We start from the raw sequence: 13414 nt of genomic DNA on the forward strand, positions 1-13414 counted from the left end.
TTATTCACAATCTTATTTTACAAGTCTTTTTGAATAAGTTCGACAAATTCTTCTAATGTCATTGCACTAAGATCTTGCCCTTCACGAGTACGAACCGCAACAAGCCCCATCTCCATCTCTCTATTTCCTAATACGAGGATATAAGGAATACGCGAAATGGTTGCTTCACGGATTTTGTAGCCGATCTTTTCATTACGTGCATCCACTTTAGTTCTTATATTAAGTTTTTTAAGCGCTTTTGCAACTTTTTCCGCATACTCAGTCTGATTACCGGTAATTGTTAAAATCGAAACTTGTTCTGGCGCTAACCATAAAGGCATAGATCCCGCATGGTGCTCAATTAAGATTCCAATGAAACGCTCAAATGATCCTAAAATTGCTCTATGGAGCATCACAGGGCGCTTACGCGTATTATCCTCATCGACAAATTCTGCATCCAATCTTTCTGGCAAGACAAAGTCTAACTGAATCGTTCCAACCTGCCATGAGCGGCCGATAGCATCTTTAATATGGTATTCCACCTTAGGACCATAGAATGCCCCCTCACCAGGAAGCTCTTCCCATGAGATACCCGCAGCGCCTAACGCTGTTCTTAATCCAGACTCTGCCATATCCCAGATATGGTCCTCACCCGCTCTTTGCTCTGGGCGAAGCGAGAGTTTGACACTGATATCCGTAAATCCAAAATGATCATAAACACTCATTGCAAATTTATGGAATCTCTCTACTTCAGAGATAACCTGATCATCACGACAGAAAATATGCGCATCATCTTGCACAAATCCTCGTACACGCATCAAACCATGAAGCGCGCCTGATGGCTCATTTCTATGGCATGAACCAAATTCAGCAAGTCTCATCGGGAGATCACGATAAGAGTGAAGCCCGTGATTAAAGACTTCAATATGACACGGACAGTTCATCGGTTTTACCGCATAATCACGGTTTTCAGATGATGTTGTGAACATATTCTCTTTATAGTTTTCCCAGTGTCCTGAGCGCTCCCAAAGCGTACGATCCATCACTAATGGCGTACGGATCTCTTGATAACCTTCCTCTTTCTGACGGCGACGCATATATTGCTCCACCGCTTGCCAGATAGTCCAGCCTTTAGGATGCCAAAATACCATTCCTGGCGCTTCTTCTTGAAGATGGAAAAGATTTTGCGCTTTACCAATACGGCGATGATCACGCTTTTCAGCTTCTTTGACTCGCTCTAAATGTTCTTGCAACTCTTTATCTGTTGCAAAGGCAACTGCATAGATACGCGTTAACATCTTATTATTAGAGTCACCACGCCAATAAGCTCCTGCAATATTTGTTAAAGCAAAGGCAAGTTTTCCTTTATTGGTTGTTGGTGTATGTGGTCCACGGCAAAGATCCATAAAGATATCTTCACCATTATTACCTTGTCGGTAGAGTGAGATTTCTGTTTGCTCAACCGGCGCACGATCAATAATATCAGCCTTATAAAGCTCACGTTTATCTAAGAAGTATTGAATAGCCTCTTTTCGTGGCCACATTTCACGTGTGACTTCTAAATTCTCTTTCAGAATCTCACGCATTCTTTTATCAATCGCTTCTAATGCTTCAGGAACGATAGGTTCAACAAAGTCCACATCATAGTAAAAACCATGTTCAACTGTCGGTCCTATGGCAAGCATTGCATCAGGATAGAGATCTTTAACGGCGCGAGCTAAGACTTGCGCTGCTAAGGTATGTCTTGCTATATCAAGCCCTGCCTCATCCTTTACCGTCAGTACTTTAAAATCGACATCGGTGGTAACTGTGTAGCTAAGATCTTTATCTTCTTCATCTACAACAATTCCAAGTGCAGCTTTTGCAAGGCCGGGTCCAATATCATTGACGATATCAAATCCAGTTACAGCGCCTTGATACTCTCTTTTACTGCCATCAGGCAAAGTAATAACGGGCATTGATTATTTCACTCCTTAAAAAACAACGTATAACTTTCTAAACAAGGTATTATAGACCATCTTCGATTCATATATCATAAAATATTCCAGTGAATCTAGGAAGTGATCTAAAGCGAAATATTGACTTAGGCAAACTTCTTTCACACTTCTACTACATATTTTTTTCAAAATAGAATAGAATAGTGCAATATTTAGGATAGATTATTTAAAGAGTTGATTGATAGTGTTACGAATAAGCCCGTAACGAGCAGAACATATCGGCGTATTCGCCGTATCAATTGACAATAGAACAACCCAGATTTAGGAGAGTAGACTGCTGTGCGTTTTAACTATAAAGCTCTAATTGGAATTGGTGTTACTTTAATGTTCACGAACGTTAATGCAAATGAGATTACGCCAAATTATGAGGCTGGTAAAGAGATCGTCAATACTACATGTGCGACCTGCCATGGTGAAAATGGTATCAGCATTAACGATCTATACCCAAGTCTTGCAGGTCAACATCAGAAATATATTCGCACCCAGCTCTATGAATTAAAGCGCTCATATAGCGATCCTGATAACGGACTTCGCTTTGATGCTGAGATGAGCTCTGAGGCTAATAAATTATCAGAACAACAAATCGCAGATGTTGCCCTTTTCTTATCTAAACAAAAAACTCAATATCAATTAGCGGATGAAAAACTCGCTATTCGTGGTGAGCAGATTTACCGCGGCGGAGATATCGCTAAAGGCATTCCAGCTTGCTCTGCGTGCCATAGCCCAACAGGTAAAGGTAATGCTGCAGCAAACTATCCTGCAGTGGCGGGTCAACACGCATACTACACAGAGAAACAACTCAATCGTTTCAAAACTGAAGAGCGTAAAAATGACCCTGCGCGCATCATGCGTGATATTGCACAACGCATGAATGAAGCTGAGATTAAAGAAGTAGCTTCTTATATCCAAGGCTTACAACCATAGGTTTCAATTATTTAAATATAAAAAAGTGAGCTCATGCTCACTTTTTTCTTTTATAATAGCCTAAATCATGTCCATTATTTGAGGAGTTAAACTCATGCTAAAGAAATTAATCACCACAACAACATTAGTGCTTGCAACAATGGCTTCAACTGCTATGGCGCAAAATTTTTATCAAAACCTTTCGCCAAAAGTTGATCCTATCTATGATCCTGAAAAGATTGAAGTTGTTGAAATCTTCTCTTATGCATGCCCTGCTTGTAATACTTTTGAGCCATTTTTTGCAAATTGGAAAGAGACTCAAAAAGATGTGAGTGATGTGGAAGTTATCTCTCTTGCGGCTCCTGGACAAGGTGTTTGGACCCTCTATGCACAAGTATTTTATACTTTAGAATCAATGAATGAATTAGAGCGCGGACATCAAGCCTTCTTTGATGCAGTTCATAAAGATCGTAAACGCTTTATTAATGAAAAACAGATCGCAGACTTTATGGCAACTCAAGGCATTGATAAAGATAAATTCTTAAAAGCATGGAATGGCTTCTCAACAAAAAGCTCTTTTAATAGAGGAACAGATCTTATCGTCAATCAATACCGTGTGCCTTATACACCCGCAGTTGTTATTGATGGTCAATATGTCTTAAGTGCAAGTGATGCGGCTAATAGACCTGGTAATGGCAATGCTTATGAAAAATTCATTATCACTATTGATGAAGTTGTTAACAAGGTAAGAGCAGATCGTCAGGCTCAAAAACCAACAAGTGTTGAAGAAGAAGCGCAAGCACAGTAGAATTACCTCTCCTTTCAAATAATTTAAAAGGGCTCAAAAGTAGCCCTTTTTTATATTCTGACTCCACAACTCACCACGGAAAGGGTTTTGCAATGTCACTCTACTTTTCACCACAGATAGATCCCATTATCTTCTCTATTGGCCCTGTCGCACTTCGTTGGTATGCGCTTATGTATATCATCGCCTTAGGACTTGCTGTGTTACTTGGTAGCTATCGTGCTAAAAAGCCAAACTCAGGCTGGACACCAGCACAAGTAAGCGATATGGCATTTTATCTCTTTTTAGGGGCGATTCTTGGCGGAAGAATTGGCTATACGCTCTTTTATGACTTTGGTAACTTCCTCGATAATCCTGCATCCATTTTAGGTTGGACTGGCTCAAGTATTGAGTGGGCTGGTATGAGTTTTCATGGCGGGCTGATCGGTGTTTTAATTGCTAGCCTTTTAATTGCCAAGCGTTATAAAAAAACTTTTTGGGAATTTACAGACTTTATCGCCCCATTAATTCCTTTAGGACTCTTTTTTGGTCGAATGGGCAACTTTATCAATGGCGAGCTTTGGGGAAGATTTACTGATCAATCATGGGGCTTTTTCTTTGAAAACGCACCGACTACCGTTGATTTTGTCTACCGTCATCCCTCCCAACTCTACGAAGCACTAACAGAGGGCTTACTCCTCTTTATCATCCTTTGGATCTATACTGCAAAACCTCGCCCAAAAGCAGCGGCATCTGGTATATTCCTTTTAGGATATGGAGGCTTTCGTTTTTTTGTAGAGTTCTTTAGAGAGCCTGATGCACACCTTGGCTATATTGCCGGCGGTTGGCTCACACAAGGCATGCTTTTATGCATCCCTATGGTTCTTATTGGGCTTATTATTCTTATTACTGCTTATCGTAGGAAATCATCATGAAACAGTACCTCAACTTAATGCGCCAAGTTCGTGAAAATGGCAATTTTAAAGAAGATCGTACCGGCACTGGTACCTATTCTCTCTTTGGTCATCAGATGCGATTTAACTTACAAGATGGTTTTCCATTAGTAACAACTAAAAAACTGCATCTTCGCTCCATTATTTATGAGCTACTTTGGTTCTTAAAAGGCGACACCAATATTGCTTATCTACAAGAAAATGGCGTGCGTATTTGGAATGAGTGGGCCGATGCTGAAGGGAATCTTGGCCCTGTTTATGGGGCTCAGTGGCGCTCTTGGCCAAAGTCCGATGGCTCTATTGTCGATCAGATCACCAATTTAATTCACGATATCAAAACTAATCCGGATTCTCGCCGCTTAATTGTTAGTGCTTGGAATGTAGGTGAGCTTGATAAAATGGCCCTTCCACCTTGCCATCTTCTTTTTCAGTTTTATGTGTGTGATGGCAAACTCTCCTGCCAACTCTACCAACGCTCTGCTGATATCTTTTTAGGTGTTCCCTTTAATATCGCAAGTTATGCACTTTTAACACATATGATTGCTCATGTTTGCGATCTTGAAGTCGGTGATTTTGTCTGGACAGGCGGAGATTGTCATCTTTATGCCAACCACTTAGAACAGACGGATCTGCAGCTTAGCCGTGAACCAATGGCTTTACCAAAGCTCATTATTCACAACAATCCTAAAGATATCTTTGATTTTAAATTTGAAGATTTTGAGATCGAAGGCTATGAATCTCACCCAACTATTAAAGGCATTGTTGCTGTTTAAATATGAGTGATAACCAAGAAGATATTGTCCAAATTTATACTGATGGTGCTTGTAGCGGTAACCCTGGCCCTGGTGGCTGGGGAGCGCTTTTAATCTATAAAGGCCATGAGAAAGAGCTATCAGGTTTTGAAGCTGATACCACTAACAATCGTATGGAACTTACAGCGGCAATAAAAGGGCTACAAGCTTTAAAACGCCCCTGCCACATTAGATTAACAACAGACTCACGCTACGTTCAGCAAGGAATCTTGAACTGGCTTGATGGTTGGATTAAACGCGGCTGGAAAACAGCGAATAATAAGCCTGTCCAAAACCAAGATCTTTGGAGATTACTCATTGCCGAAAGAGATCGGCATCTTTCTATTGATTGGTGCTGGGTAAAAGGTCATGCCGGCCATAGAGAAAATGAGATTGTAGACGATCTTGCTACAGGCGCAATAAAAGCCCATCGCGATTCACTAGATTAAATAGGCTAAGGAAAAATAACAGATGAGTAGACAGATTGTACTAGATACAGAAACAACGGGTTTTGATTACGATAAAGGCGATAGAATCGTTGAGATCGGCTGTATTGAGATGATCAACCGAGAAATTACTGATAATCACTTTCATGTCTATATTAATCCTGAACGCTCAATGCCAATAGAAGCTTTTAATGTTCATGGATTAAGCGAAGAATTTTTAAGTGATAAACCACTATTTGCAGAAGTTGGGCAAAAGTTTTTAGACTATATTGATGGTGCTGACCTCATAATTCATAATGCAGGGTTTGACGTCCCCTTCTTAAACTATGAATTAGCACAGATGGGATTACCTCCCGTTACAGATCGATCAGAAGTCATTGATACCTTAAAAATGGCCAGAGAGATCTACCCAGGCCAGCGTAATACCCTTGATGCGCTTTGCCGCCGATTAGGGGTTGATAACTCACGAAGAGAGCTACATGGCGCACTATTAGACTCAGAACTATTAGCGCAAGTCTATCTTAATATGACAGGAGGGCAAGAATCCTTCTTTGATGCTTTTGAAACTGCCACTCATAATCAAGAGACACAATCTGCTAAAAATGCCGCACTTTTAGCAAGTAATAGTCAAATAAAGAGAAGAGTCTGTTATGCAAATGAAGAAGAGCTCACTATCCATCAAGCTTTTCTTGAAAAATTTAAAAATTAATGACAAATCGTTAAATATTAATCATATTTTAAAAGCCCCTTATTTCGTAGAATATGGGGCTTTTACTCTATCTTTAAAGCTGATAAGCGATTCATTTTAGTCACCATTATCATAAAAATAATAAAAAACTATTTCTGAGTAAAGCCGCCTGTTATAAAATATTGACCGTAAAGTTTTTCTATCCAGCCCTTTTTCATGACAAGATTTATCCTCTTCAATGATTACGTAGGCTCACTTTAAAAGGTTAAAATTGTGGCTCAAAAAATTGGTTTTGTTTCTCTAGGCTGTCCTAAAGCACTTGTTGACTCTGAATATATCCTCACACAACTGCGCACAGAGGGCTATGAGATAGTGCCTCAATATGATGAAGCGGATCTTGTTGTCGTCAATACTTGCGGCTTTATTGACTCAGCTGTTCAAGAGAGTTTAGATGCTATCGGGGAAGCCTTAGATGAAAATGGAAAAGTGATTGTAACAGGTTGCCTTGGCGCTAATGCCGATAAAATTCTCTCTCATTACCCCAATGTTTTAAGCATTACAGGACCTCATGCCTTCCAAGAAGTTATGGCATCTGTCCATCAGCATTTACCAAAGCCTCATGATCCTTTTTTAGATCTTGTCCCTGCGGCAGGTATTAAATTAACACCACGCCATTTTGCTTATCTTAAAATCTCTGAAGGCTGCAATCACAGCTGCACTTTTTGTATCATCCCTTCTATGCGAGGAAAACACCAATCATATCCTGTAGGTAATGTTTTATCTCAAGCAAAAAAATTAGCACAAGCAGGCGTTAAAGAACTCTTAGTTGTTGCACAAGATACTAGCGCCTATGGCGTTGATGTAAGGTACCAAACAGGTTTCTGGGAGGGAAAACCTGTTCGCAGCCATATTCAAAATCTTTGTGAAGAGCTTGCTAAGCTCAATATTTGGGTCAGGCTACATTATATCTACCCCTATCCCCATGTTGATCATCTAATTCCGTTAATGGCTGAAGGTAAGATTCTTCCCTACTTAGATGTTCCGATGCAACACGCTTCACCGCGTATTTTAAAGGCCATGAAACGCCCAGCTAATAGCGAAAACATGTTAAATCGTATCAAAAAGTGGCGAGAAATATGCCCCGAGATTACCATCCGCTCAACCTTTATTGTTGGCTTCCCAGGGGAAACAGAAGCAGAATTTGAAGAGTTACTGGCCTTTATCAAAGAAGCAAAGTTAGATCGTGTTGGTGCTTTTATCTACTCTCCCGTTGAAGGCGCCCCTGCAAATGAGATTGCAACAGCTATTCCTTTAGCCGTTCAAGAGGCAAGATTAGAGCGATTTATGACGTTGCAAGCGACTATCTCTGCTGAAAAACTACAAGCAAAAATTGGAAAAACCTTAGAGGTCTTAATAGATGACTTTGATGACGAGGAAGGCATCGCTATTGGTAGAACAAAATCAGATGCCCCAGAGATTGATGGCTTGGTCTATATCGATAATGCTACACCAGAGATGATTGGTCACATCATTAATGTGACCGTTGATGATGCTGATACTTATGATCTATATGGCTCTGTTGCAGGCTCTCTTTAAAATGTAGAATCTCCCTTTTAATCACAACATCCTGAAAATATCCTTAAAAAGGTCAATATTAAGAGATTAAAATATCTACGCTATGTCATGATATAAAAAATGCCGCAATTTTTCTTTGCGGCATTTTTTAATGAATCTAATCGTGATTTATAGTAACCATTCAATAGGTAACCAAGTCAAAACCTTCATAAACCCACGCTCAAATGCATTCGTATTAGGCTCTGTTTCATAAGTTCTTACAAGCTCACCATTTTCATAGACAAGCCATTTTAATTTTCCCTTATCAGAGACAACTCTATAAGATCGTTCTAATAATTGCTCATGAATTTTTCGATCAATTCTCAATGAGAGATCTTCATTTAAAATAACCATCCCCATTTCAGTATTAATTTTTGCAGAACGAGGATCTAAATTTAATGACCCGACAAAAAGCCTTGATTTATCAACAACAAAGGTCTTTGCATGCAAGCTTGAAGCCGAACTTCCCACTAACCCTTTATCTCTAACATCAGGAACATCATCTACATAGCGAGCTTTAAGCTCATAAATTTTAACCCCGGCATCAATAAGTTGCTTGCGATAATTAGCGTATCCAGCATGCACAAATGCCACATCTGTTGCATCATAAGAGTTGGTCAATACCGAAACATCAACCCCCTTATCCACCAGATCTATCAAAAATTTCGTCCCATCTCCTGTTGGAACAAAATAGGGGGAGACAAAAAATATCTCTTGATGAATATCCCCTATTGCTTGTACTAGCGGTTTATGAAAATCATTTTCACTCCAGACTCCTAAAGCTTTACTGGGTGGGTCTGAAATCAAGAGCGCTTTAGACCACTCCCACTGAAGATCATGTTGAATCATCTTTTCTAAAAGATTTGACTTCATCAATGCCGCTTCATAAGTTTCAACATCCGCTCGATACTTCGTTCGGCGCAGCTTCTCTAACGCTGCAATATAATCACTACCATACTCTTTGGTGATAATCTGCTCGGCAGGATACGCAAGAACACTATTCCAATAATTATCAAAGTCCCGCGCTAACTCTGGCACAACTTTACCAATGGTAATGACATCTAGATCTGAAAAGACCATCCCATCACCCGCTGCAAAATATTCATCTCCAATATTGCGCCCCCCTGTAATTGCCGCAACACCATCTACAATTAAAGACTTATTATGCATGCGATGATTGAGTCTTTTAAAATCAATAATGTACCCTAAAAATCGCAATTTTCGGTTAGTAAAGGGGTTAAAAAGCCGTATCTCAATATTAGGGTGATCATTTAAAATCGATAATAAATCATCCATCCCCCTAGTATTATTATCATCTAATAATAAACGAACGCGAACGCCTCGCTCAGCAGCTGCATAAATATCCCGTAATAACATCATGCCGGAGGTATCGGGTCTCCAAATATAATATTGTAGATCTATCGATTCTTCTGCTAGATTTAAGAGCGCAGAACGCGCCACAAAAGCATCAAGGGGATCCCCTAAAATAACAACGCCCGTTAAATCTGGATCTTCTGAATGCTCCTCTTCTAGCATTTTTGATAGCTGCGTTCCTTCACTAGGAGGAATTGCTCGACTCTCAACTTGCTCTAGCTTTGGTAAAGGCTTAACTGCACAAGCTGCCAAAATACCAAGTGCTAACGCTACTAAAACAAACATGATCACTATTAGTTTTATCATATGCCCAATTGTCATTACGATTAATCCCCTAACGCTCTAATCCACTCCAATATTTTCATTAAAATAGGCTAAGACGACTATCTTTTAAGTTATATCCTTTAACCTTAGCATTAAAATCATTTGCCATTTGTAAATGCTGCTATTTAATTAGATCTGATTTATTATATTTAATTCTCAAATTTTTAGAATCAATTATCTCACGATATCCTTATATAGATAATATTCGAATTTATTATTCCATCTTTCTCCTTCTGCCCTCTTGCAAAAGTGATTCCCATCTTAATATAAAAACAGCTAAACTATTCAGCCTATAGATAAAATGATAGAGTATTACCGGCTATTGTAGATGCTTTAATCCTTTAAAAATTAAAATCCTTGAATCTTTTAATAATCTAAAAGGTTTATTAAAGCCGTGACTCATTGCGTCAATTGATCACTAATAACAAAGGAGTAGTATAATGAAATCTATCACTGATATCGCTAATCGCCGCTATACTTGTAAAGCTTATGATCCCGATAAAAAAATCCCCAAAAAGGAGATCGAGCAACTTTACGCTGTCTTAAGAGATAGCCCTTCATCGGTAAACTCTCAGCCTTGGCACTTTTTTATTGCAGAATCAAAGGCTGCGAAAGAAAAGATCCTACCAGCATTTTTTGAATTCAATCAACCTCGTATTAAAAATGCATCACATGTTGTCATTTTCTTATCTCGCAATGAATTTCCTAGTGAATATCTAACAAAAATTGTTGATCAAGAAGAGAAAGATCAAAGATTTCCTCAAGCGCAAATGAAAGAGGATAACGATAAAGGTCGTCGTTTTTTTGTCGATTTAAACAGCCAATCCCCAGAAAAGCTCCACCAGTGGCAAGAAAAACAGGTCTATATCGCTCTTGGTAACCTTCTTTTTGCAGCGGCTGCTCTTGATATTGACTCAACACCGATTGAAGGCTTTAATGCTGATAAGCTCGATGAGATACTAGATCTTCAAGCTAAAGGGTACCGAAGTGTCGTTGTAGCATCACTAGGTTATCGTAGTGATGAAGACTTCAATGCGGCATTTAATAAATCTCGACTACCATTTAACGATCTTTTTACCATTATCTAGCATAAAAATGGGATTTCCAAAGATTTATTCCCTATCAGCTTTTGGCATTAATCATGCCAAAAGCGCTCTCAATAGAGCAACTATTACTAATAACTAATGAAGAAGATGAAGTTTTAGAAACTTATTTCTTGAAAAAGGCTTGCCCCTTCTGCAAAAACACACTAAAATTCAGCCCTCGCACTCTGCGAGATAAGAAGCCTTTCTTGACACCTTCCCTTTCACCATTTTTAAAGAGTTTTAATCAAAATTCTCCTCTTTAATCAAATGCGGAGGCGCTTATGCAACAACAAAGCCGTTTACACAAGTATGAACCTTGGCGTGATCCTAATTCTGTTCCCCATGTTGAAATTACTGATATCGTCAAACGTTATGATGACCATTTAGCGGTCGATCATATCTCTTTAGATATCTATAAAGGGGAGTTTTTCTCTCTGTTAGGCCCTTCAGGCTGCGGAAAAACAACACTCTTAAGGATGCTTGCTGGCTTTGAAACGCCGACTTCAGGAAAGATTTTACTAGAAGGCGAAGATATGTCAAAAATCCCTCCTTACGAAAGACCTGTTAATATGATGTTTCAAAGCTATGCGCTTTTTCCGCATATGACTGTGGAAGATAATATCGCCTTTGGTCTTAAACAAGATAAGGTTAAAAAGCCTGAAATTCGCCGCCGCGTCAATCAAATGCTTGAGCTTGTGCAGATGGAACGTTTTGCTAAACGTAAACCTCACCAACTTTCAGGTGGGCAGCGCCAAAGGGTTGCGCTCGCAAGAAGTATTGTAAAAAAACCAAAGCTTCTCCTTTTAGATGAACCACTAGGCGCATTAGATAAGCGCCTTCGTGAGCAGACTCAATTTGAGCTCATGACCATTCAAGAAGAGCTTGGCATGACCTTTATTATCGTCACTCACGATCAAGAAGAGGCAATGACAGTTTCTAGCCGAATTGCGGTGATGGATTCAGGAAGTCTTGCACAAGTGGCAACACCTGCAGAGATCTATGAATTCCCAAACTCTCGTTATGTCGCAGAATTTGTGGGAGATGTAAATATCTTTGAAGGCGTTATCTCAGAGATCTCCTCTAATAAAACAACGGTTGAGAGCTTTGAAGCGCCAACGCCATTAGTATGTGCACAAGGTGTCGGCGCAACCGTCGGCTCACAAGCGTGGGTTGCTGTTCGTCCTGAGAAGCTCGATATCTCCTTAACGCCTCCTGAAAATGCCACGATTAACTGCGTGGAAGGAGAAGTTTGGGATATCGGTTATATGGGGAACGTATCTATTTATCACGTGAAACTCGATAATGAAAAAATGATTACCGTCTCACAAATGAATGATACGCGAATTATTGAGCAGCGTATTACTCACGAAGATCGTGTTTATGTAAGCTTTACAGATGACTCAGGGATTGTACTCATCTCTTAACCTTTAATCATGGAGGGTTGACAATGCCACACCGTCAACAAGGGGTCGGAACATTTACCGGCATTATGGCAGAGATTGCTTCTCGCCTAAATTTTACGCATCGTCGGTTACTCCGCTTTGCCCCATACCGTTTTCTCGTTAGCCTTGGCCATAGCCATCGCTTTCTTATTGGCGTACCTTATCTTTGGTTAACGCTCTTTTTTCTCATTCCTTTTTTAATTATTTTAAGGATCAGCTTTACGGAAGCTGAAATTGCCTCCCCTCCATTTTCAAACCTTCTTGCTTGGATTGATGATGGTTTACTACAGATCACCGTTAACTTCCAAAACTATATGGAGCTTTGGGAAGATGGGATCTACATCCACGCCTATTTAAATAGTGTTAAAATCGCCTTTTTCGCCACACTCTTAACACTTATTATTGGGTATCCTATTGCACTTGCGATGTCGAGAGCCTCTAAAAAATGGCAGCTTTTTTTACTAATGCTGGTCATTTTACCTTTTTGGACCTCTTTTCTCATTCGTATTTATGCATGGATCACTATCCTTTCACCAACAGGGGTTCTGAATAACTTTATTAACTGGGTTGGAATGGGGATTGGCTTAATTGATCCAAACTCACCTGTTACGCTTCAGATCCTCCATACAGACCTTGCTGTCTATATCGGGATTGTTTATGGCTATCTCCCCTTTATGATCTTACCGCTTTTTGCAACACTCATAAAAATTGACGACACCTTAGTGGAGGCCGCATTAGATTTAGGATCCCCTCCCCTTAAAACATTTTGGACAATTACCTTTAGGCTCTCCCTTCCTGGCGTTTTAGCAGGATGCTTCTTAGTTTTCATTCCAGCAATAGGAGAGTTTGTCATTCCTGATCTTCTAGGCGGCTCTAATGTAACAATGATTGGGAAAGTTCTTTATGATACCTACCTTCAAGGCATGAACTTACCGTTAGTTTCAGCGATCTCTGTAATCTTACTCTTGATTGTGCTTATTCCGATCTATATCTTTAACCGCATTCAAGCAAAACAATTCAACTAGGAGGCGCAT

Annotated in this window: 12 protein-coding genes; 10 read left to right on the top strand and 2 right to left on the bottom strand. The window is 39.7% G+C overall.

Annotated elements, in window-relative coordinates; all coding sequences use genetic code 11:
* Positions 1–17: 17 nt before the first annotated feature.
* Positions 18–1937 (bottom strand): threonine--tRNA ligase, encoded by a 1920-nt coding sequence (thrS, locus tag MMG00_RS07875; RefSeq protein ID WP_242147120.1) that lies wholly within the window; start codon positions 1935–1937, stop codon positions 18–20.
* Positions 1938–2255: 318 nt separating this feature from the next.
* Here thrS and MMG00_RS07880 point away from each other — a divergent pair, with 318 nt between their 5' ends.
* The 7 genes from MMG00_RS07880 (at position 2256) to rimO (ending at position 8137) form a co-directional block, all read left to right on the top strand.
* Positions 2256–2900 (top strand): c-type cytochrome, encoded by a 645-nt coding sequence (locus tag MMG00_RS07880; protein ID WP_242147122.1) that lies wholly within the window; start codon positions 2256–2258, stop codon positions 2898–2900.
* A 94-nt stretch (positions 2901–2994) separates the two neighbouring features.
* Positions 2995–3687, top strand: coding sequence for a thiol:disulfide interchange protein DsbA/DsbL (locus MMG00_RS07885; RefSeq protein ID WP_242147124.1), 693 nt, complete (start codon positions 2995–2997; stop codon positions 3685–3687).
* 92 nt (positions 3688–3779) lie between these two features.
* Positions 3780–4598: a prolipoprotein diacylglyceryl transferase gene (lgt, locus tag MMG00_RS07890; protein ID WP_242147126.1), complete on the top strand. Its 819-nt coding sequence runs from the start codon at positions 3780–3782 to the stop codon at positions 4596–4598.
* Positions 4595–5389, top strand: coding sequence for a thymidylate synthase (thyA, locus tag MMG00_RS07895; protein ID WP_242147128.1), 795 nt, complete (start codon positions 4595–4597; stop codon positions 5387–5389). The genes lgt and thyA overlap by 4 nt, the downstream gene beginning before the upstream one ends.
* A gap of 2 nt (positions 5390–5391) precedes the next feature.
* Positions 5392–5856, top strand: a complete 465-nt coding sequence (gene rnhA, locus MMG00_RS07900; RefSeq protein WP_242147130.1) for a ribonuclease HI — start codon at positions 5392–5394, stop codon at positions 5854–5856.
* Positions 5857–5878: 22 nt separating this feature from the next.
* Positions 5879–6562, top strand: a complete 684-nt coding sequence (gene dnaQ, locus MMG00_RS07905; RefSeq protein WP_242147132.1) for a DNA polymerase III subunit epsilon — start codon at positions 5879–5881, stop codon at positions 6560–6562.
* 249 nt (positions 6563–6811) lie between these two features.
* Positions 6812–8137, top strand: coding sequence for a 30S ribosomal protein S12 methylthiotransferase RimO (rimO, locus tag MMG00_RS07910; RefSeq protein ID WP_242153406.1), 1326 nt, complete (start codon positions 6812–6814; stop codon positions 8135–8137).
* Positions 8138–8284: 147 nt separating this feature from the next.
* Here the strand turns inward: rimO and MMG00_RS07915 are convergent, their stop codons facing one another.
* Entirely contained in the window at positions 8285–9850 is a 1566-nt protein-coding gene (locus MMG00_RS07915; protein ID WP_242147134.1) for a phospholipase D family protein, read from the bottom strand.
* Between the two features lie 443 nt (positions 9851–10293).
* Between MMG00_RS07915 and nfsB the strand changes: the two genes are divergently transcribed.
* The 3 genes from nfsB to MMG00_RS07930 all read left to right on the top strand — a co-directional run bounded on the left by nfsB (position 10294) and on the right by MMG00_RS07930 (position 13405).
* A complete protein-coding gene (nfsB, locus tag MMG00_RS07920; RefSeq protein WP_242147137.1) occupies positions 10294–10941 on the top strand; it encodes an oxygen-insensitive NAD(P)H nitroreductase in 648 nt (215 codons plus the stop codon).
* Between the two features lie 278 nt (positions 10942–11219).
* The gene (locus tag MMG00_RS07925) at positions 11220–12362 is read left to right on the top strand and encodes an ABC transporter ATP-binding protein (protein ID WP_242147139.1); all 1143 of its coding nucleotides are present in this window, start codon (positions 11220–11222) and stop codon (positions 12360–12362) included.
* Positions 12363–12385: 23 nt separating this feature from the next.
* Positions 12386–13405, top strand: coding sequence for an ABC transporter permease subunit (locus MMG00_RS07930; protein ID WP_242147141.1), 1020 nt, complete (start codon positions 12386–12388; stop codon positions 13403–13405).
* The last annotated feature ends 9 nt before the right edge of the window (positions 13406–13414 follow it).

Source organism: Ignatzschineria rhizosphaerae (assembly GCF_022655595.1).
In the GTDB taxonomy this organism is placed as follows: domain Bacteria; phylum Pseudomonadota; class Gammaproteobacteria; order Cardiobacteriales; family Wohlfahrtiimonadaceae; genus Ignatzschineria; species Ignatzschineria rhizosphaerae.